Origin of the sequence: Parafrigoribacterium soli (assembly GCF_040227235.1) — a bacterium.
Lineage (GTDB): Bacteria > Actinomycetota > Actinomycetes > Actinomycetales > Microbacteriaceae > Parafrigoribacterium_A > Parafrigoribacterium_A soli.
Genome location: NZ_JBELNZ010000001.1, coordinates 745,422 through 764,181, shown reverse-complemented (window position 1 = coordinate 764,181; position 18,760 = coordinate 745,422). Strand labels below are relative to the sequence as shown.

The following is an 18,760-nucleotide window of genomic DNA, read 5'->3' as shown; positions in this document are numbered from 1 at the left end:
CTGGGCTGCGCCGCTCTCGCAGCGCAGCCCAGACCGTTGGTGCGGTGTACTACTTGATGCTCTCGACCACCTTCGTGACCTTCGCGGCGAGTTCCTTCGACAGCGGGGCAGAGCCGGCGTTCTTCGCGGCGCTCTGCTGGCCGGCGTCGCTCGCGATGTATCCGGCGTATGCCTTCACGAGTGCTGCCTTGTCGGCGTCCGCGTAGTCCTGGCACACGATGAGGTAGCTCACGAGCACCATCGGCCAGGCGTTCGCGTCCGTGATCTTGCGATCGATCGCGATGGCGAGGTCGCCGGCTGCACGGCCGTCGGCGACGGGGGACTTGGCCACGACATCCGCGGCGCCCGCCGCGTTGATCTTCACGTAGTCGCTGCCGACCTTGAGCTGGGCGATGCCGAGTCCGGCCGCACCCGACTCATCGATGTAGGTGATGCTGTTCTTCGCGTTCTTGACCGCGTCGGCAACACCGGAGGTTCCCTTGGCCGCGTCGCCCACCGTGTAGGGGTAGGTCTGCGCAGCGGGCTTGTCCCACACCGTCGGAGCGTTGGCGCTCAGGTACTCGGTGAAGTTCTGCGTGGTACCGGAGTCATCGGAGCGGTGCACGACGGTGATCGGAGCGGAGGGCAGGGTCGCGCCCGAGTTCTGGCTCTTGATCGCCGCGTCGTCCCAGGTGGTGATTGTGCCCTTGAAGATGCCCGCTATGGTCGCGGCGTCGAGCTTCAGGTCCTTCAGGCCATCGACGTTGTACGCGATGGCGATCGGGGAGATGTACACGGGCAGGTCGATCGCCTTCGTGTTCGGGGCGCAGTTCGGGGATGCCGTGGCCAATTCGGAGTCCTTGAGCGCCGCATCCGAGCCTGCGAACGTTGCGGCGCCCGAGATGAAGCTCGTGCGGCCGGCGCCGGAACCCTGCGGGTCGTAGTTGACGGTGACGTCGGGGTTGGCCTTCTGGAAGTCGGTGCCCCAGGCGATCTCCGCCGCACCCTGCGCGGAGGAGCCGATACCGTTCAGCGTGCCGGAGAGCTTCGACGCCGCCGGCGTCTCTCCTGCAGCGGGTGCCTCGTTCGCCGCACAGGAAGACAGGATCATGGTGCCTGCGAGAGCAATGGCAGCGATGCTGCCTGCGCGTGTAAGTGCACGTCGCTTGAGATTCACAGTTGTACCTTTCGGAAGGTTGATTGCAGTTGCGGGTCGGTGCCGACCCGACTGTGACCATACGGACCTTGGTTAACTACGATCGCCCCGGCCGGTGAACGGCAGGTAAACGACGTGCGAAGGTACAGCCTGCGTTCCCTGAGCCGCCTGCGTTCCCTGAGCCTGTCGACGGGCTGTGAGCAGTGTCGCTTCGACAGGCTCAGGGAACGGGGTGCTCAGACGGCGGCGAAGAACTCCGAGACCGAGCGCAGCGCGCCGGGAACGAGGCTGTAGTACGCCCAGACGCCGCGCTTCTCGCGGGTCAGGAACCCGGCATCCACGAGAACTTTCAGGTGATGTGACACCGTCGGTTGGGAGAGCCCGAGCGGTTCGACCAGGTCGCAGACGCAGGCCTCCTGGCCCTCGTGGGCGGCGACCATGGAGACCAAACGAAGTCGCGTGGGGTCGCTCAGGGCCTTGAGCGTGCGCGCCAGAGCCTCCGCGGCGTCGGCGTCGAGGGTCTCCGCGGTCAGCGGCGAGCAGCAGGCCGTCGCATCGAGGATGGGCAACAGTTCCATGGTTGGCATCCCGGCACCCTCTCAAATTTGCAGACATTGACAACCGTCGATGCCTTGGCCAATACTACACATATAGACATCCGTCTATGTCTACGTCGACCTGAAAGTGGAGCTGATGCCCGAGAAGCCGACGGTGCTCTTCGTCTGTGTTCACAACGCCGGGCGATCGCAGATGGCTGCGGGTTACCTCCGCGCTCTCGCTGGCGATCGAGTCGAGGTGCTCTCCGCGGGGTCCGAGCCCGCAGACCAGATCAATCAGGTTGCGGTGGCCGCGATGGCCGAAGAGGGCATCGACATTGCGGGCAACCGGCCCAGAATTCTCACGACGGAGTCCGTGCGAGCTTCGGATGTCGTCATCACCATGGGCTGCGGCGACACCTGCCCGGTCTTCCCCGGCAAGCGCTACGAAGACTGGGAACTCGACGACCCGGCCGGTCAGGGCATCGACGCCGTCAGGCCGATTCGCGACGACATTAAGAGGCGCGTCGAGCAGCTGCTCGCCGACATCCTGCCCACCCCATGAGGAGAACAGCATGACCGAACGTTCCGTTATCCGCGAGCAGGTCCGCGATCGCTATGCCCGCGCGGCGTTGACCATTACAGACGTGTCAGCGCCGGTCGCTGCCAATGCAGACTGTTGCGGCGGCGGATCCTGCACTCCCGCCGCGCTTGAACAGACCGACGTCTTCGGTTCAGCCCTCTACGGTGCGACCGAGACGGACGTGCTTCCCGAGGATGCGGTGCTCGCGAGCCTCGGCTGCGGCAATCCGACAGCGGTCGCCGAACTGCGTGAGGGCGAAACGGTGCTCGACCTGGGCTCGGGCGGTGGCATCGATGTGCTGCTCTCCGCCCGCAGGGTCGGGCCCAGCGGCTTCGCCTACGGCCTCGACATGACCGACGAGATGCTTGAGCTGGCTCGCGCCAACGCGGCGAAGGCGGGCGCGACGAACGTCGAGTTCATCAAGGGTGAGATCGAAGACGTGCCGCTGGGTGCGGCATCCGTCGATGTGATCATCTCCAACTGCGTGATCAACCTCTCGGCCGACAAGCCGGCCGTCATCCGTGAGATGTTCCGGGTGCTGAAGCCCGGTGGCCGCATCGGCATTTCGGATGTCGTGGCCGAGAATCACCTGTCGCAGCAGCAGCGTGCAGAGCGAGGGTCGTACGTCGGTTGCATCGCCGGAGCGCTCTCGATCGCGGAGTACGAGGCCGAACTCGCCGCGGCCGGATTCACTGACGTGTCGGTGCAACTCACCCACGAGGTGGCCGAGCAGATGCACGGGGCGATTGTGAAGGCCGTGAAAGCCTGACCGACGGATGCTAGCCTGCCTCCCATGACTCCGCAGGATCTCGCGAACCTCGTGCAGCTGCGGCGTGCGCGCGACCTGATCGATCGCGACTACGCGCGGCCGATCGACGTGCCGACGATGGCGGCTCACGCCCTCATGTCGCCCGCGCACTTCTCGCGGCAGTTCAAGGTTGCCTACGGCGAGACGCCCTACGGCTACCTCATGACGCGCCGCATCGAGCGCGCCATGGCGCTGCTGCGCTCGGGGTCGAGCGTCACCGATGCCTGCATGGCCGTCGGCTGTACCTCGCTCGGGTCGTTCAGCTCGCGCTTCACCGAACTCGTCGGCCAGACTCCGAGCGCCTATCGCGCTCGCGAGCACGGTGCGATGGCAGCGGTTCCGGCCTGCGTCGCGAAGGCGGTCACCCGGCCGAGCAGGCACCGCGAGGTGAAGCAGGGCGCTCGTCAGGAGAGCAGTATTCGAGAAGCGGCGCCCGCATCCGCCGCGTAGCGTTGCCCGCATGACACTCTCACTGCAAGCATGCAACATCACCGTCAACGACGTGGATGAGTCCCTCGGCTTCTACCGCGACGCTCTTGGCCTCGAGGTGCTCAACGATGTCTCGAACGGCGAATACCGCTGGCTCAGCGTCGGCACGCCGGGGCAGCCCGGGCCCTATTATGTGCTCTCCGTGCCGCACGCCGGCCGCTCCCAGGCCGAGGGAGACGCCCTGCAGGAGTTGCTGGTGAAGGGCTCGCTGCCGTTCCTCGTGTTCGCGACCGACGACCTCGACGGCCTCTTCGAGAAGGTGCGCGCATCCGGAGCTGAGGTTCTGCAGGAGCCGATCGACCAGGGCTGGGGGCAGCGCGACTGCGCGTTCCGCGACCCCTCCGGCAACACCGTGCGCATCGCCCAGGCCCGAGACGCCTGACCCTTCACCCTCCCGAACAATCGCGAGCCGACGGGGCTAGCGCGGGGATACCGTCTCGTGGTCGGTTCGCGGTGCCGCGGTGGGCCAGGTTGCGGCGTGCGCCCATCGGCGTGCGGCGGGGAGGAGTAGCGCCGCCCGGTAGAGACCGAAACCGAGGGGCGCGCCGACGGTGTTCGCCAGCAGATCGTTGACATCGGCGATGTGGCCGCCGTTCGCCGCCACGGCGTTCACGAACTGAAGCAGCTCCATGGCGAGGCTGATCAGAAAACCCGCGAGCACGACGCCGCCCAACGAGCGGATGCGCGTCGCCAGGGGCAGCAGGATGCCGAGCGGCGCGAACACGGCGATGTTCTGCAGCATGTCGGCCGCATCGGTGTTCTCGAGGAGCCGGAGATTGATGCTCGACCACCACGGCAGGCCCGAGCTCGCGGCGCCGATGAAGATCGGCAGAAGCGTGTTGCCGATCACGCCCGCCCCGTACACGCACAGGATCCCGACGACGACCGCCCGGGCGATGTTGACGGCACCACGACGTCGCAGCCGCCACAGCAGTGCGGCGAAGATCAGCACGGCAAGCGGCACGACGACGGGGAGCGCCGGGATCTCGACGGGGGCGTTCGGCATGGGTGGCTCCTCGATCAGCGAGAGTGGCGGGTTTGCTGGGCCCTTCGACAGGCTCAGCGAGCGTGGGGGGCTGGTCTTCCCTTCGACAGGCTCAGGGAACGAGAATTCAGTCGACGAGCGGCCCGTGCGTCTCGATCGCCACGATCCCGGACTTCGGATGCTCGACCGAGATGTGCAGCACCGTGAAGTGCCCGGTCGACAGCATCGCGGCGCGGCGCAGCGCGGCGTTCACCTCGGTGTGGGTCGCGCGCGCAACGGCGCCGATGATGTCGGGAAGCACCGGACCGTGGCTGCACAGCACGACGGTCTGCTGCTTCTCGAGGCGCTTGCCGACGACCTTCTTGACCGTCGCGGTGCCGTCTTCGTAGGCATCCTGGCTGATGCCGGGCGAAGGTTTCACCTCGAGGCCGGTGATGACGGCAACCGGCTCGATCGTGGCGACGCAGCGCAGGGCGGGGCTGCTCACGAGCTTCTCGGGCTTCCACGCCGCGATCGCGGGTGCAACACTCGCGGCCTGCTCGGTGCCGCGGTGCAGCAGCGGCCGCGTTGCATCCGGGCCGTCCCAACTCGCTGGCGGCACGGCCTTGCCGTGGCGGAGGGCGATGATCGCGAAGGTGCGGGCCTGCCCGGCCTCGACCCTCGCGCTGAAGCGGTCGAGCACATCCCGGTCGCGCTCGTACGTCATGGCTTCGCGGGCGGCCGCGATGGGCAGCCACTCGAGCGAGGCGATCTCCTTATTGGGGGAGAAGGTGGATGCCGCGATCGCCGCATCGTCGACCTCGGCGCTCCAGTAGTACACGAGCTTCTCGCGGCCGCCAGCCAGGGTGTACTCGGTCGTGCCGAGTGGCGCCCCGAGGGTGATTGCGAGCCCCGTCTCTTCCAGAATCTCGCGCACCGCGGTCTGCGGTGGCGTCTCGCCCGGGTCGACCTTGCCCTTCGGCAGCGACACGTCTGCGCGTTCGTCGCGGTGCACGAGCAGCACCTGAACGGTTCCCTTGTGCATGCGCCAACACACGGCGCCCGCTGCGAGTACGACGGAGGGTATGACGATGGTCACCGGAGGACTCCGGTGCGCTTCCGCTGGGAGATGTGGCGCATCACAACATTCTGCATGTCCTGCAGGGGTGTTCCGTCATCGGCGAGATGATGGCGCGTCCAGGCGCCGTCGGACTCGAGCGTCCACGACGAGGTCTCGTCCGACATCGCGAGGTCGAACAGCTCGTCGATCTCGCGCAGGTGATCGGGATCGACGAGTCGCACGAGCACCTCGACCCGGCGGTCGAGGTTGCGGTGCATGAGGTCGGCGCTGCCGATGTAGACCTGCGGGTCACCGTTGTTGAGGAACGAGAAGATGCGCGAGTGCTCGAGGTATCGACCGAGAATCGACCGAACCCGAATGTTCTCGCTCAGCCCGGGGATACCGGGCCTCAGCCCGCAGATACCGCGGACGACCAGTTCGATCGGAACGCCGGCATTGCTCGCCCGGTAGAGCGCGTCGGTAATCGCTTCGTCCACGATCGAGTTGACCTTGATGCGGATGGCGCTCGGCAGTCCGTTCTCGGCGTTGGCCGTCTCTGCAGCGATGCGCTTCAGCAGCCCCTTGCGCAGGTGCAGCGGAGCGACCAGAAGGCGCTTGAACTTCTTCTCGATCGCGTAGCCCGACAACTCGTTGAACAGGCGGGTCAGGTCTTTGCCGACCTGGGCATCCGTGGTCAGCAGGCCCAGGTCTTCGTAGATGCGGGAGGTCTTCGGGTTGTAGTTTCCGGTGCCGATGTGGCTGTAGTGCCGCAGCACGCCTTCTTCCTGCCGCACCGCGAGGGCAAGCTTGCAGTGCGTCTTGAGGCCCACCATGCCGTAGACGACGTGCACCCCGGCCTTCTCGAGCTTTCTGGCCCAGTTGATGTTCGCGGTCTCGTCGAATCGCGCCTTGATCTCCACGAGCGCGAGCACGGCCTTGCCGTTTTCCGCCGCGTTGATGAGCGCCTCAACGATGGGGCTATCGCCGCTCGTGCGATAGAGCGTCATCTTGATGGCGAGCACCGCCGGGTCGACCGCCGCCTGCTCGAGGAACGCCTGCACGCTCGTGGCGAAGGACTCGTAAGGGTGGTGCACGAGAATGTCGCGCTTGCTGATCGAGGCGAAGACATCCGGCACGTCGGTGGGCTCGGCCGGCATCAGGTTGACGCTCGTGGTGGGAACGTGCGGCAGATACTTGAGCTCGGGCCGGTCGATCCTGGTCACCTCGAACAGCCCGCCGAGGTCGAGCGGTGCGGGCAGCCGGTAGACCTCCTGCTCGGTGATCTCGAGCTCCCGCACGAGGAGGCCGAGGGTCACGTCATCCATGTCGTCGGTGATTTCGAGGCGGATCGGCGGGCCGAAGCGGCGGCGCAGCAGCTCGCGCTCGAGGCTCTGGATGAGGTTCTCCGACTCGTCCTCGTCGATCTGCACGTCCTCGTTGCGGGTCACCCGGAACTCGTGGTGCTCGAGGATCTCCATGCCGGGGAACAGGTCGCCGAGGTGATTGGAGATGAGGTCTTCGAGCGGAATGAAGCGCAGGTGGCCGCTTTCGTCATCCGGCAACTGCACGAAGCGCGGCAGCATCGGTGGCACCTTGAGCCGCGCGAACTCCTGCTTGCGCGTCTTCGGGTTGCGCACCCGGATGGAGAGGTTGAGCGAGAGGCCCGAGATGTAGGGGAACGGATGCGCGGGGTCGACGGCGAGCGGCATGAGCACGGGGAAGATCTGCTGCGCGAAGATCTCGTCGATGCGCGAGCGGTCGTCGGCGTCGAGGTCGGTCCAGCTCTCGATGTGGATGCCCGCCGCGTCGAGTTCGGGCTTCACCTGGTCGCGGAATACCGCCGCGTGCCGCTGCTGTAGCTCCTGTGCGCGCTCCTGGATGTCGGCGAGCACGCTCGTCGCCGGCCGCCCCACATTGGTCGGTACCGAGAGACCGGTGAGGATGCGGCGCTTGAGGCCCGCGACGCGCACCATGAAGAACTCGTCGAGGTTGCTCGCAAAGATGGCGAGGAAGTTGGCTCTCTCAAGCAGCGGCGTCGCGGGGTCTTCCGCGAGTTCGAGCACGCGGGTGTTGAAGGCGAGCCAGCTCAGTTCGCGGTCGAGATAGCGCTCGGGCGGCAGCGTGCCGTCGTCCACCCATCCCGAGTCGTAGTCGTCATCGAGGCTGTCGGTGGCGAGGCCTGCTTCCGTCAGGTAGGTTTCGCTCTCCATCCGTTCATCATTGCACCCCGTCGCTCGCGAAGGTGAGTGCCCAGTGAACGCGCGCTTAACGCCGCTTCAGCTCGTATTGGATGTCGATCGAGTGATCGGCGAAGCCGAACGAGCGGTAGAGCTTCACGGCGGCAACATTGTCGGCATCGACGTAGAGGTTGGCGGTGCGGATGCCGAGGTCCGCCAGCCGGTTCAGTCCGGCCTGCACGAGCGAACGTCCGAGCCCGAGCCCCTGATGCTTCGGATGCACTCCCACCGCGTAGAATTCGCCCAGCTCGGGAACTGCAGCAGCCTCGGTGGCTGAGCCCGCTTCGGTGGCTGAGCCCGTTGAAGCCCGCTCCACCTTGAGCCAGCAGAACCCCATCATCGCCCCGTCGTCATCCCGAGCAACGAGGAAGTCGTCGGCCTCGAACCAGTCCTCCGCAATCCGTGCCTCAAGGTCGGCCTGGGTGAGCGAGCCCTGCTCCGGATGCGTCGCGAAGGCCAGGGCGTTCACCCTCAGCCACTCGGCGTCGTCGACGCCGACCCGGAAGCTATCGACGCGCACCGGGGCGCCTTCGGGGATCGGTTCGCCGGAGACCTTCGCCCGCAACTGCAGCAGTTCGCGGGCCGCCTCGAAGTCGTACCGCCTCGCGAGCGCTCGCGCATCCGGATGGTCGCCATGGGCCCAGATGCGCACGGTGCCGTGTGCCTCGCGCAGCATCTCGATCATCATGCGATTGCCAAGCCCGTGGTGGCGCTCGAGCGGGTCGACGACGAACTCGGCGTCGAAGCTGTCGGTCGCGAACAGCACGATCGCGGCGGCCGCCGGCTTCTCGCGCGCGGCGAGAACGACGAGCTGCCTCGCCCCGCTCTCGAGGTCGATGATGGACTGGTCGGAGAAGGGCGGCTGCCGGTCGGCGAGCGTTGCCCGGGCGATCAGTGCGCTCAGGAACTCGCGCATACCGGGGGTGAAGCTAGGGCCTGACGGGCTGCTCGGTTCTGTCATTTTCATCCTCATACACGTTGAAGCGGTAGCCGACGTTGCGCACGGTGCCGATGAGCGATTCCAGTTCGCCGAGCTTGGCCCGAAGCCTTCGAACGTGAACGTCGACGGTGCGCGTGCCGCCGAAGTAGTCGTAGCCCCAGACCTCGCTCAGCAGCTGCTCCCTGGTGAACACGCGCGAGGGGTGCAGGGCGAGAAAGCGCAGCAGCTCGAATTCCTTGAAGGTGAGATCGAGCGGTCGACCCTGCACCTTCGCGGAGTAGCTGGCCTCGTCGATGACCACGCCCGAGGCGCTGATCTTGTTGCTGACCTCGTCGATGGCCTGGCGGGTGGTAGCAAGGCGTATGCGCGCGTCCACCTCGGCCGGACCGGCGGTCTCGAGCACCACGTCGTCGACCCCCCACTCCGCGCTCACCCCGGACAAGCCGCCCTCCGTGAGCACGAGCAGCAGCGGAACGGCGATGCCCGTGGTGGTGAGGATCTTGCAGAGGGACTTGGCGCTCGCGAGGTCGGTGCGCGCATCCACCAGAATCAGGTCGCAGCTCGGAGCATTGACGAGAGACGCCGGTTCGGCCGGAATTTGGCGCACGCGATGACTGAGCAGTGAGAGCGCCGGCAGAACGTCGTTGTCGACTGCGGGTGTCAGGATCAGCAGCTGCGCCACAGAGGCCTCCAAACGCCAGAGCTGAAGTCTACTAGGGCGAGTCCGCGCGGCACGCGCCGGAATTGATCTCAAGGCCCGGCGCGCGACTCGGTTTTGTGAGTGCTATTGTTTTCCGAGTCACTTTGTTTTTCATAGTCAATCCGTATTGGAGAGCTTCATGTCTTTGTTCCGCCTCGATGCCAGCATCATGCCCGCCACGTCCCAGAGCCGTGCCCTGGCCGATCTGGTCGAAGCCGAGTGGTCCGCCGAACATCCCGACTCCGTCGTGACCCGTCGCGATCTTGGCAGCGAGCCGCTGCCGGCCACCCTGTGGCGTGACGCTGTGACCGGTGGATTCGTCGCAGAGGATGACCGCACTCCAGCCCAGCGCGACGCCCTCGCTCTGGCCACGGAACTCGCCGACGAACTGATCAACGCGGATGCGCTGCTGCTCGCGATCCCGCTCTACAACTGGGGAGTCGCAGCGCACGTGAAGACCTGGTACGACGTCACCTACACCGACTCGCGTATCGCCGGTGGGGCGCTCAAGGGCAAGCCGGTCGTGCTCGCCACGGTTCTCGGAGGCAACTACGACGTCGGCACGCCCAAGGAGGGCTGGGATCACTCCACGCCGTGGCTCAGCCGCGTCATCGGCGAGGTCTGGGGTGCGGATTTGCTCGTCGTGCGGCGCCCGTTCACGCTCGTCGGTGTGAACCCCGCCATGGACCAGTTCACCGAGCAGGCCGCCCAGATCAAGGTTGCGGCCGAGCAACTCGCGGCCGAGCACGGTCGCGCGCTCGCCGCGAAGCGATACGCGCTGGTCGACTAAGCCACGATCGGCGCGGCACCATTGGTGCGGCGGCGTCTCAGGCAATCGCGCGTGGCGTGGTGCAAGATGGAGTCGTGCGCTGGCGACTGACCGTGATCCCCGTCTGGCTGCTCACGGCCGTCGGCGCACTTCTCGTCGGCCTCTTCTCTCGTCCGGGCGAGTACCTCACCTGGCTGCCGATGGTGCTCGCCGGAGCGATCTTCCTCACCTTCTGCGTGCAGCTCGCTGCCGTGCAGAAGGAGGGCCTCGTCAACCGGATGACCGCGAGCTTGGTCGGCTCAGTGGTCGTCCTCGCGGCCGCGACTGTGATCCTCGTGCCCCTCTCGCTCGCCTGAGCGGTTAGTTCTGGGGCGTCGCGGGCTCATTCGCCGTGGCTGCCATGGCGGCGAGGAGCCGAAGCTTATCTGCGTCGCCGTTCTCTGCGGGGTAGTAGATGACCAGGATGAGGTCATCCACGGGAAGTTTCTCGCGGTGCAGGGTCACTGTGCCCACCACCGGATGGTGGACGGTCATCGTGCCGCCAGCGAACTGCCGAACGTCGTGCCGTGCCCAGAGAGACCGGAATCGCGCGCTCGACAGCGAGAGTTCCCCAACCAATTCCACAGCGCGCGCATCGTCGGTGTTATCGCCGATCGTGCTGCGGAACACCGCGATGAACTGGGCCACGGCCGACTCCCAGTCCTCGTGGAACTCGCGCTCCTCCGCATCCAGCATCAGGGACCGCAGCCGGTTGTATCCGGGCGCGAGACGAGGCGAGAAGGCGATCGCCTGCGCGTTGGAGGCGAGTACATCGAAGAACTGGTCCTCGATGAACGCCGGCAGCTCGAGCGCGGCGAGCAGGCGATGCAGCCGGGCCGGCACCCGAGTGGCGCGCCGACGCCGCCGGACGTGCGGTTGCGGACCGCCGAGACCAAGCAGATACGCGGATTCGACCTCGTCCAGGTGCAACACGCGCGCCAGAGCTTCGAGCACCTGTAGCGACGGATTCTTGTCGCGCCCGCGTTCGAGTCGGAGGTAGTAGTCGGCGCTGATGCCGGCCAGGAGCGCAACTTCTTCACGTCGCAGTCCGGGGACCCGACGGTGGGCGCCAGCCGGGATGCCCAGATCTTCCGGCGTGACGAGCGCGCGCCGAGCGCGCAGGTACTCGCCGAGCCGGTTCCCCGGTGCCCCGTCATCCATAGCACTCACGCTATCCGCATGCGGGGCGCGAGAGAGGCCCTGCCACTCCCCGGAACAGCGGGGACCTTCCTGGTCGGGCAGTTCGGCGCGACTATTCGGAGGTACCGATAAACGGATCGAAAGAAGTAGGAAATGGACATCACCCATCGCACCGTTCTGATCGTCGGCGGCACCTCCGGGATCGGCCGGGGGCTCGCACGACGCTTGGCTGCCGCCGGCAGCACCGTGATCGTGGGAGGCCGCAACACCGACAGGGTCGACGACCTCGAAACGGTTCAGATCGATGTCACCGACCCGGCATCCATCCAGATCGCCCGCGACCGGGTGCTCGCCGATCATCCAGACCTCGATGTCGTGGTGACGATGTCGGGCGTCATGTTGATCGAGGACCTGCGCGACCCGGCTCACGGCATGCAGGCGGAGACCACGATTGCGGTCAACCTGCTCGGCACCATCCGGGTACTCGATGCCTTCATCCCGCACCTGATCTCGCGCGGGAGCGGCAATATCATCACGGTGAGCTCCGGCATCGGGTTTCTCCCATTCCCGCTCATGGCCAGCTATGGTGCCTCGAAGGCGGGAGTGCACGCCTACACGGAGTCGCTGCGCGCGCAGCTGGTCGGCACCGGTGTGGACGTCACGGAACTCGTTCCCCCCGCCGTCGCCACGGCGGGCCAGGAGAAAGTCAACCCTGCCGCGTTGCCGCTGGAGAGCTTCCTCGACGAGGTCATTGAACATCTCGTCGAGAGCCCGACTCCGAACGAGATCGTTGTCAAGGCTGCCCTCGCGCTGCGGTGGGCGGAGCGCGACGGCACCTACGCCGATCTCCTGGCGCGCCGTTCGCAGTCACTCAGCAGTCTGCCGGGGCGCTGATCCGAGTGTGTTGGCTGCGGCGGGCATAGAATCGACTCATGTACCTCGCCCTGGAACTCTTCTTCGTAGGCCTGCTGGTTCTGGCCACGCTCGCTATCGGATACGTTTCGGTGGTCGTCGTCTACAACCTCTTCCGGGGCCAGAGCTAATCTTCCGCCGCCTCTCGGCGCTCTCATGATTGAACTCGACGACAGCATTCCCTCCGAGCTTGTGCCGCTCTCCTGGCTGCTCGGGGTCTGGGAGGGCAGCGGCGTGGTCAACTACGCGATCGGCGACCACGTTCGCAATCACGAGTTCGGCCAGCGTCTGAGCTTCAGCCACGACGGACTGCCGCACCTCAACTACACCTCCTACACCTGGCTACTTAATGACGAGCTCACGCCACTCGCCACCGAGACGGGCTATTGGCGGCTGAGTCGCGCTGCCACCGAGGCCGACCCAGGGCCGGGAATGCTGCCGGGCGTCGGCGTCAGGCCCTTCGGCACCGCGGCATCCGTCGAAACGCTGCGCAACGCGGCGGGTGGGTTTGACGTCGAGGCGTCGATACTGCATCCGGGCGGCGTCAGCGAACTCTATGTCGGCCAGGTGCAGGGCGCACGCATTGACCTGTCGACGGATGCGGTGCTCCGCTCCGTCAACGCCAAGGAGCACACCGCATCCACCCGCATGTACGGCCTCGTCGAAGGCCACCTGCTGTGGGCCTGGGACATCGCTGCTCTCGGCCAGTCGCTCGCGACGCACGCGTCTGGACGGCTCGCCCGTGTCGATTGACAGCTCATCGACTGAGTCCCGCAGCGCCTTCCTGTCACTTCCCGGCGCCGTCGAGGGGAGCGACGCGGATGCCGGCGTCGCCCTCCACTACGGAAACCCGGTTGCAGAACAGCGCGCGCTCGCCGCGGGCGAGGCGATCGTGGACCTCTCGCACCGCTCCGTGCTCAGCATCACCGGACCGGACCGCCTGAGCTGGCTCGACTCGATCAGCAGCCAGAGCATCGCGCGGCTCGCGCCGGGGGAGTCGAGTGAGACGCTCATCCTCGATCCTCAGGGCCGAGTCGAGCACGGCATCCGTCTCGTGGATGACGGCGAGACGCTGTGGCTGCTCGTCGAGCGTGAAGACGCCGAGGCACTGCTCGCCTGGCTGAACAGCATGCGCTTCATGCTGCGCGTGGAACTCGCCGATCGCACTGCGGAGTACGCAACCATCGGCACGCTCGGCGAACTCGAACTCCCCGTCGCGGCCCCGAATGACGTGCCGCTCGTCTGGCGCGACCCGTGGCCGAGCGTCACAGCGGGCGGCCATCAGTACGCGGTCGCCGCCGAGCATCCCTCGGCCGATTTCCCGTATCGCGAGGTGCTCGTGGGTCGCGAAAGCCAGGCCGCGGCCACCGCGCACCCCGTCGCCGGTCTCCTCGCGCTGGAGGCCCTGCGCATCGCAGCCTGGCGCCCCCGCTTCACCGCCGAGGTCGACGAACGCAGCATCCCGCACGAGCTCGACTGGCTGCGCACCGCGGTGCACCTGAACAAGGGCTGCTATCGCGGACAGGAGACGGTGGCCAAGGTGCACAACCTCGGGCACCCGCCGCGCCGCCTCGTGATGCTGCACCTCGACGGTTCGGATGCCGTGCTCCCGTCCCACGGCGACGAGGTCGTGCTGCCCGGTGGCGCTTCGACAGGTTCAGCGACCGATCGTTCCCTGAGCTTGTCGAAGGCAACTGGCGCCGATGACGACACGGTCGTCGGGCGGATCACCTCCTCCGCGCAGCACCACGAGCTCGGACCGATCGCGCTCGCGGTGATCAAACGCACCGTCGACCCGCTGGCCGATCTTGTGGTGCTGGCCGAGGGCATCCGTGTCGCTGCGGCGCAAGAGATCATCGTGCCGCCGGATGCCGGGGCCGAGGCCAACGTCCCGCGCCTCCCGCGCCTGGGCGCCGTCCGCCGCTAGCCGGCCGCCCCCGCCGCGTCCCGCGAGATGCCACTTGTGGGGGTCCTTCGCCGCGGATAGCCCCCACAACTGGCATCTCGCGGCACTATTTGCGGATGTCGGGGCGCCAGCCTGCGGCGAGGAGCGCCGTGCGGACCCGCGTGACGATGACCTCGGGGCGCCGGAGATGCGTCTTGTTCAGCCGAACCACTCGCCATTTCTCTTCCATCACGGAATCGAGCCGATCGATGTCTTTGTAGAACTGCTCATCGCCGGCGAAGTGGTGCGCACCGTCGTACTCGATGAGGATGCGGTGCCTCGGATAGACCAGGTCACCAAGCGCCATGAACTCGCCGCGTGCGTTCCTGATCGTGGCGTTCACGTGCGGCTCCGGCAGTCCCGCTTCCACGATGATCAGTCGCACCTCGGTCTCCTTCGGCGAATCCACGTCGGATCGCACCGCGCCGAGTGCCTCTCTGAGCTTGCGCGCACCTCGCCGCCCACCCCATCCTTCGACTGCCTGTCGTAGTTCGGCGAGGGTCGCGAGCGGCTGCTTCCGACGGACCAGAGCGTCCCCGACGACGACGAGCTCTCGCACCGAAAGCACTGTCGCGAGGTCGCACCAGGTCTGAACAGCGGAGGTGACTCGCAGACCCGCGACGGTCACACCGCACACGGTTCGGTTCAGCATGATGACCGACGACGCCGCGTGCTCGTGGGGCGCGGTGCGGCAGTTCCGACGTGACATGGATCAGCGCAGAACCCTGGAGCCGCCGCGGGAGCGGGAGCCCCAGGAGCTGCGCCGCGGTGGCGTGACTGAAGTGCTGACCGTCCGGCCTGCCCGCCGCATACGCCTGACACAGTTGGAGCAACGACCGATCGGCAGCCCGCGGGGCACGGATGCCGCGAAAGGGCCGGTCGAGATCGCTCGATCGGGTGCGCTCCCGGGTGACCCCACGCGCGCGCATCCTGCAGGGTGAACGGTCTCCCGGCCAGCTCGGGCGGAAGTCGTTTCGGTGCATGCACCCAGCCAGCATCCCGATCTCTCAGCTGGCCAGCGCAAATTATCCCCAGCCGACCGACTTCCGGCTGCGAGATGCCAGTTGCGGGGGTCATCCGCGACGGATAACCCCCACAACTGGCATCTCGCGACCGCCGCCGGCAGGGCGGCCGGGCTACTTGTTCGTGCCCTGGGAGACCGAGCCCTGCAGCTGGCGCTGGAAGATCAGGTAGACGATCAGCACCGGGATGACCGTGATGACGACGGCCGCGAACAGCGCGCCCGCGTCGACCGAGTACCCCGCCTGCGCGGCGAACTGGGCCATGCCCTGGGTCAGCACATACTTCTGCGGGTCGGTGTTCAGCGCGATCGGCAGCAGAAACTGGTTCCACAGTCCGACGAAGTTGAGGATCGCGACCGTTGCGAGCCCCGGCCTCGCCATCGGCAGCATCACCTGGAAGAAGGTGCGCCACTCGCCGGCTCCGTCAATCGCGGCCGCCTCGGCGATCGAGTGCGACAGCGACTTGAAGAATGACACGAGGAAGAACACTGTGAACGGGAAGGCGAAGGCCGCGTAGGTGATGATGAGCCCGGGCAGCGTGTTCAGCAGCCCGAGTCCCTGCAGCACGAAGAACAGCGGAACGATCGCGAGGAAGATCGGGAAGGTCAAGCCCGCGAGCATCAGGTAGTAGAGCGCCCTGCTGCCCGGAAACTGGAATCGTGCGAGCACGTAGGCCGACATCGACCCGAACAGCATCGTCAGGATGAGCGCACCGAAGACGACCACGATCGTGTTGACGAAGAAGTTACCGATGCCGGATGTCGTCCACGCGCTCACGTAGTTGTCAAAGTTCCACACCGCGGGCAGCGAGAAGGGCGAGTGGTAGATCTCCTTCGTCGTCTTGAACGAGGAGAGCAGCACCCAGAGCATCGGCAGGATGACGATGAGTGACCACAGGGTCAGCACGAAGTGTGACGCTCCGCCGACGACACGGTCTCCCGCGGTCGCCTTGCTCTTGCGGCCCGGAGCGATCGCCGTGCCGCCGCCGCGGGTCACGATGGCTTCTGTTGTGAGAGGTCTGGTTGTCATTCCGCCACGTCATTGTTTCCGCCGGTGAGCTTGCTCACCAGAAATACGATTGCCGCGAACACGAGTGTGATCACCGCGAGCAGCACGCCCATGGCACAGGCGTAACCGAACTGGCCCTTGGTGAAGGCCGTGGTGAAGAGCTGTTGCGACATCACGAGTGTCGAGTTGGATGGTCCGCCGCCGGACTCCATCGCCGCCATATAGACGAACGCGTCGAGCGCGAGGATGCCCATATAGATGTACGCGGTCTGGATGTTGTCGCGGATGAGCGGGATGGTGATGGTGAGCGCCGTGCGCAGCCGGCCGGCACCGTCGATCCTTGCCGCCTCGTAGACCTCGGCGGGAACGCCCTTGATCGCGGCGATGAACAGCACCATATAGAAGCCGATGAGGCCCCAGACGATGACGAACATCACCGCGGGCATCGCCACCCCCAGGGTGCCGAGCCAGGCGAAGGACTTGAAGTTCTCGAGCCCGATGAGGGTGAGGAAGCCGTTGAGGATGCCGTTGTTCGGGTCATACACCTGGGCCCAGATGAGGCCGATCACGATCGCCGGAATGACGTAGGGGAAGAAGGAGATGACGCGATAGAAGCTGGAGTATCGCAGCCCACGGATGGCGCCCTGCGCTGGACCTCCGATGGTCACGAGGGTTGCGAAGATGAGGGCAATGACGAGAGTGACGAGGGGGAGCACGATCGCCAGCGTCACGCTGTTGCCGACCGCCTTCATGAACGTCGCATCCTGGAAGAGCTTGACGTAGTTGGAGACGCCGATGAAGTTCATGGTCGATGTGAAGCCCGACCAGTCGGTCAGCGAGTAATAGGCCGCCTGTAGGAAGGGCGAGACGACGAAGATGATGTAGCACACGACCGGAACGACCAGGAAGACCAGCATGAAGCTGATCTTGTCGAAGGTCAGGTCTTTACGGCTCCACCGCCGGGCGGCGGTACTTCTACCGCCGCCCGGTTGTGCAATGGGAGCATTGACGGTCACTTGACCGTGACCTTCTTCACTGAGGCGTCGTTGGCGACCTTGTCAGTGATGGCCTGCAGTCCGGCCGTGAGGGTCTTCACGTCGGAGCCGCCCTGGAGGAAGGTGTTCCACACCACGAGCTGGTCCACGTTCATACCGTACAGGTCGACGAAGTTCCAGGAGAAGACGTTGTCGCCAGCATCTCCCAGCATCTTGACCTGCGAGACGAGCGCGGTCGAACCGAATCCGTCGGCCGGAACCGTGTCCTTCACGATCGTCGAGGAGAACGTGGTCTTCGCGAAGTTCACCGCAGCGTCGTGCGAGAGCATGGCGCGCAGGAACTCCTTGCCACCGGCGACGTTCTTGGCCTTGGACGGGACGATGTAGCCCTCACCCGCGGTCGAGTGCAGCGCCTCCCAGGGGAGCTTCGAACTGCTCGTGACGGTCGGCTCCGGAGCGCCGGTCATCTTGAAGCCGTCCTTGGTGTTCTTCTTCATCTCGTTCTCGATCCATCCGCCGGACGGGTAGAGGATGAAGTCCTGGTCGTTGCTCCACTGGGCCTGTGCCGCCGTGAACTGCGTTCCAGCGCCACCGGGCTTCACGTAGCCGGCGTCGATGATCTTCTTGAGGCCGTTGAAGACATCCTGCACCGGACCAAGCGACCAGCAGCCCGGCTTCAGGTTCTCGAGAGCGAGGCGCACGTCGTCGCCACCCTCCTTGATCGCCGATCCGATGGCCATGGTCTGGTAATAGGTCGCGGCCTCCTTGCCCCAGCCGAGGAGGAACTTGCCCTTGGCCTTCGCCTTGGCGCCCAGGTCGAGCATCTCGGCGTAGGTCTTCGGCACGGTCCAGCCGTTCTCCTCGAACAGCGACGCCGAGTACCAGAGGGCATAGACGGTCAGCACGTAGTTGAGCTGAACGAACTTGCCGTCGAAGGTTCCCGGTGCGACGACGCCGCCGAACAGGGTGTCCTTGATGACCTTGCCCTCGTAGTTCTTCGTGTCGAGGAACGAGGTGAGGTCTTCGAGCTGCTCGCGGATGGTGTTGATGCCGATGAGGTTCGCACCGCTGTTGTCGATCACGTCCGGCGGGTTGCCTGCGACGAATCGCGGCTGCAGCGTCTGGGCGATGTTGGTCTGCGCCGTGACCTTGGCCTTGACCTTCAGGTCCTTCAGCTCGGACTCGACCTGCTTGCCCGCGAAGTCCGCGTAGTCGATGCCGTAGCCACCCTTGAAGATGACCGCGTCGATCGTGGAGTCCGCTGCAACGCCGAAGGGGTTCTTGGCCGTGACCTTGCCGCCCGTCGTGGTGGTGCCTCCGGAACCCGATCCCGCACACGACGCGAGGATTCCGCCGGCGGGAATGACCAGTGCCGTGACGAGAGCGCCGCGAAGGAAGTCGCGCCGCTGAAGAGAGGTTTCTTTAATGGACATGAGTTGTGCTGCCTTCCATTTCTCTTGGATACCTGAACTGCATTG

Annotated in this window: 21 protein-coding genes; 9 read left to right on the top strand and 12 right to left on the bottom strand. The window is 66.0% G+C overall.

All coding sequences use genetic code 11. The annotated features are described in order from the left end of the window. Nucleotides 1-49: 49 nt before the first annotated feature. Nucleotides 50-1,090, bottom strand: a complete 1,041-nt coding sequence (gene pstS, locus ABUA37_RS03755; RefSeq protein WP_349897772.1) for a phosphate ABC transporter substrate-binding protein PstS — start codon at nt 1,088-1,090, stop codon at nt 50-52. A 281-nt stretch (nt 1,091-1,371) separates the two neighbouring features. Next, nucleotides 1,372-1,722 (bottom strand): ArsR/SmtB family transcription factor, encoded by a 351-nt coding sequence (locus ABUA37_RS03750; RefSeq protein ID WP_349897771.1) that lies wholly within the window; start codon nt 1,720-1,722, stop codon nt 1,372-1,374. Nucleotides 1,723-1,828: 106 nt separating this feature from the next. Between ABUA37_RS03750 and ABUA37_RS03745 the strand changes: the two genes are divergently transcribed. From ABUA37_RS03745 to ABUA37_RS03730, 4 genes are read left to right on the top strand one after another with little or no spacing between them, the layout of a single operon-like run. Continuing rightward, nucleotides 1,829-2,236, top strand: coding sequence for an arsenate reductase ArsC (locus ABUA37_RS03745; protein WP_349897770.1), 408 nt, complete (start codon nt 1,829-1,831; stop codon nt 2,234-2,236). 10 nt (nt 2,237-2,246) lie between these two features. After that, complete coding sequence (gene arsM / locus ABUA37_RS03740) at nt 2,247-3,023, top strand: arsenite methyltransferase (RefSeq protein WP_349897769.1); 777 nt, start codon at nt 2,247-2,249, stop codon at nt 3,021-3,023. 24 nt (nt 3,024-3,047) lie between these two features. Further along, nucleotides 3,048-3,512 (top strand): helix-turn-helix transcriptional regulator, encoded by a 465-nt coding sequence (locus tag ABUA37_RS03735; protein ID WP_349897768.1) that lies wholly within the window; start codon nt 3,048-3,050, stop codon nt 3,510-3,512. A gap of 10 nt (nt 3,513-3,522) precedes the next feature. After that, nucleotides 3,523-3,933, top strand: a complete 411-nt coding sequence (locus tag ABUA37_RS03730) for a VOC family protein (protein WP_349897767.1) — start codon at nt 3,523-3,525, stop codon at nt 3,931-3,933. 36 nt (nt 3,934-3,969) lie between these two features. Here the strand turns inward: ABUA37_RS03730 and ABUA37_RS03725 are convergent, their stop codons facing one another. From ABUA37_RS03725 to ABUA37_RS03705, 5 genes are all read right to left on the bottom strand, one after another. Beyond that, entirely contained in the window at nt 3,970-4,557 is a 588-nt protein-coding gene (locus tag ABUA37_RS03725) for a VanZ family protein (protein ID WP_349897766.1), read from the bottom strand. Nucleotides 4,558-4,663: 106 nt separating this feature from the next. Continuing rightward, a complete protein-coding gene (locus ABUA37_RS03720; RefSeq protein WP_349897765.1) occupies nt 4,664-5,614 on the bottom strand; it encodes an NUDIX hydrolase in 951 nt (316 codons plus the stop codon). Beyond that, nucleotides 5,611-7,785 (bottom strand): RNA degradosome polyphosphate kinase, encoded by a 2,175-nt coding sequence (locus tag ABUA37_RS03715; RefSeq protein ID WP_349897764.1) that lies wholly within the window; start codon nt 7,783-7,785, stop codon nt 5,611-5,613. Before ABUA37_RS03715 ends, ABUA37_RS03720 begins: the two co-directional genes overlap by 4 nt. A 55-nt stretch (nt 7,786-7,840) precedes the next feature. Next, entirely contained in the window at nt 7,841-8,773 is a 933-nt protein-coding gene (gene mshD, locus ABUA37_RS03710) for a mycothiol synthase (protein WP_349897763.1), read from the bottom strand. After that, on the bottom strand, nt 8,742-9,434 hold the full coding sequence (locus ABUA37_RS03705) for a response regulator transcription factor (protein WP_349897762.1): 693 nt from the start codon (nt 9,432-9,434) through the stop codon (nt 8,742-8,744). Before ABUA37_RS03705 ends, mshD begins: the two co-directional genes overlap by 32 nt. 157 nt (nt 9,435-9,591) lie before the next feature. Between ABUA37_RS03705 and ABUA37_RS03700 the strand changes: the two genes are divergently transcribed. Next, a complete protein-coding gene (locus ABUA37_RS03700; protein ID WP_349897761.1) occupies nt 9,592-10,242 on the top strand; it encodes an FMN-dependent NADH-azoreductase in 651 nt (216 codons plus the stop codon). Nucleotides 10,243-10,316: 74 nt separating this feature from the next. Continuing rightward, nucleotides 10,317-10,577, top strand: coding sequence for a hypothetical protein (locus tag ABUA37_RS03695; RefSeq protein WP_349897760.1), 261 nt, complete (start codon nt 10,317-10,319; stop codon nt 10,575-10,577). Between the two features lie 4 nt (nt 10,578-10,581). Here the strand turns inward: ABUA37_RS03695 and ABUA37_RS03690 are convergent, their stop codons facing one another. Further along, nucleotides 10,582-11,421, bottom strand: coding sequence for a helix-turn-helix domain-containing protein (locus ABUA37_RS03690; protein ID WP_349897759.1), 840 nt, complete (start codon nt 11,419-11,421; stop codon nt 10,582-10,584). A gap of 132 nt (nt 11,422-11,553) precedes the next feature. Here ABUA37_RS03690 and ABUA37_RS03685 point away from each other — a divergent pair, with 132 nt between their 5' ends. The 3 genes from ABUA37_RS03685 to ygfZ all read left to right on the top strand — a co-directional run bounded on the left by ABUA37_RS03685 (nt 11,554) and on the right by ygfZ (nt 14,239). After that, nucleotides 11,554-12,294: an SDR family oxidoreductase gene (locus tag ABUA37_RS03685; RefSeq protein WP_349897758.1), complete on the top strand. Its 741-nt coding sequence runs from the start codon at nt 11,554-11,556 to the stop codon at nt 12,292-12,294. A 174-nt stretch (nt 12,295-12,468) separates the two neighbouring features. Next, complete coding sequence (locus ABUA37_RS03680; RefSeq protein ID WP_349897757.1) at nt 12,469-13,065, top strand: FABP family protein; 597 nt, start codon at nt 12,469-12,471, stop codon at nt 13,063-13,065. Then, nucleotides 13,055-14,239 carry a CAF17-like 4Fe-4S cluster assembly/insertion protein YgfZ gene (gene ygfZ, locus ABUA37_RS03675; protein ID WP_349897756.1) on the top strand — a complete coding sequence of 395 codons (1,185 nt, stop codon included), beginning with the start codon at nt 13,055-13,057 and terminating at the stop codon, nt 14,237-14,239. The genes ABUA37_RS03680 and ygfZ overlap by 11 nt, the downstream gene beginning before the upstream one ends. An 85-nt stretch (nt 14,240-14,324) precedes the next feature. Here the strand turns inward: ygfZ and ABUA37_RS03670 are convergent, their stop codons facing one another. The 4 genes from ABUA37_RS03670 to ngcE form a co-directional block, all read right to left on the bottom strand. Beyond that, nucleotides 14,325-14,966, bottom strand: a complete 642-nt coding sequence (locus tag ABUA37_RS03670) for a hypothetical protein (protein ID WP_349897755.1) — start codon at nt 14,964-14,966, stop codon at nt 14,325-14,327. Between the two features lie 427 nt (nt 14,967-15,393). Continuing rightward, nucleotides 15,394-16,308 carry a carbohydrate ABC transporter permease gene (locus ABUA37_RS03665; protein ID WP_349897754.1) on the bottom strand — a complete coding sequence of 305 codons (915 nt, stop codon included), beginning with the start codon at nt 16,306-16,308 and terminating at the stop codon, nt 15,394-15,396. After that, nucleotides 16,305-17,303, bottom strand: a complete 999-nt coding sequence (locus ABUA37_RS03660; RefSeq protein ID WP_349897753.1) for a carbohydrate ABC transporter permease — start codon at nt 17,301-17,303, stop codon at nt 16,305-16,307. Before ABUA37_RS03660 ends, ABUA37_RS03665 begins: the two co-directional genes overlap by 4 nt. Continuing rightward, entirely contained in the window at nt 17,300-18,715 is a 1,416-nt protein-coding gene (gene ngcE / locus ABUA37_RS03655; protein ID WP_349897752.1) for an N-acetylglucosamine/diacetylchitobiose ABC transporter substrate-binding protein, read from the bottom strand. The genes ABUA37_RS03660 and ngcE overlap by 4 nt, the downstream gene beginning before the upstream one ends. Between the last annotated feature and the right edge of the window lie 45 nt (nt 18,716-18,760).

What these genes read in the sequence shown, in the direction of transcription:
- ABUA37_RS03690 (WP_349897759.1), bottom strand. Translation starts at nt 11,421, where the DNA reads ATGGATGACGGGGCACCGGGGAACCGGCTCGGCGAGTACCTGCGCGCT.
- ABUA37_RS03700 (WP_349897761.1), top strand. Translation starts at nt 9,592, where the DNA reads ATGTCTTTGTTCCGCCTCGATGCCAGCATCATGCCCGCCACGTCCCAG.
- mshD (WP_349897763.1), bottom strand. Translation starts at nt 8,773, where the DNA reads ATGACAGAACCGAGCAGCCCGTCAGGCCCTAGCTTCACCCCCGGTATG.
- ABUA37_RS03750 (WP_349897771.1), bottom strand. Translation starts at nt 1,722, where the DNA reads ATGCCAACCATGGAACTGTTGCCCATCCTCGATGCGACGGCCTGCTGC.
- ABUA37_RS03745 (WP_349897770.1), top strand. Translation starts at nt 1,829, where the DNA reads ATGCCCGAGAAGCCGACGGTGCTCTTCGTCTGTGTTCACAACGCCGGG.
- ngcE (WP_349897752.1), bottom strand. Translation starts at nt 18,715, where the DNA reads ATGTCCATTAAAGAAACCTCTCTTCAGCGGCGCGACTTCCTTCGCGGC.
- ABUA37_RS03665 (WP_349897754.1), bottom strand. Translation starts at nt 16,308, where the DNA reads ATGACAACCAGACCTCTCACAACAGAAGCCATCGTGACCCGCGGCGGC.
- pstS (WP_349897772.1), bottom strand. Translation starts at nt 1,090, where the DNA reads ATGATCCTGTCTTCCTGTGCGGCGAACGAGGCACCCGCTGCAGGAGAG.
- ABUA37_RS03715 (WP_349897764.1), bottom strand. Translation starts at nt 7,785, where the DNA reads ATGGAGAGCGAAACCTACCTGACGGAAGCAGGCCTCGCCACCGACAGC.
- ABUA37_RS03730 (WP_349897767.1), top strand. Translation starts at nt 3,523, where the DNA reads ATGACACTCTCACTGCAAGCATGCAACATCACCGTCAACGACGTGGAT.
- ABUA37_RS03725 (WP_349897766.1), bottom strand. Translation starts at nt 4,557, where the DNA reads ATGCCGAACGCCCCCGTCGAGATCCCGGCGCTCCCCGTCGTCGTGCCG.
- ABUA37_RS03685 (WP_349897758.1), top strand. Translation starts at nt 11,554, where the DNA reads ATGGACATCACCCATCGCACCGTTCTGATCGTCGGCGGCACCTCCGGG.
- ABUA37_RS03680 (WP_349897757.1), top strand. Translation starts at nt 12,469, where the DNA reads ATGATTGAACTCGACGACAGCATTCCCTCCGAGCTTGTGCCGCTCTCC.
- ABUA37_RS03735 (WP_349897768.1), top strand. Translation starts at nt 3,048, where the DNA reads ATGACTCCGCAGGATCTCGCGAACCTCGTGCAGCTGCGGCGTGCGCGC.
- arsM (WP_349897769.1), top strand. Translation starts at nt 2,247, where the DNA reads ATGACCGAACGTTCCGTTATCCGCGAGCAGGTCCGCGATCGCTATGCC.
- ABUA37_RS03670 (WP_349897755.1), bottom strand. Translation starts at nt 14,966, where the DNA reads ATGTCACGTCGGAACTGCCGCACCGCGCCCCACGAGCACGCGGCGTCG.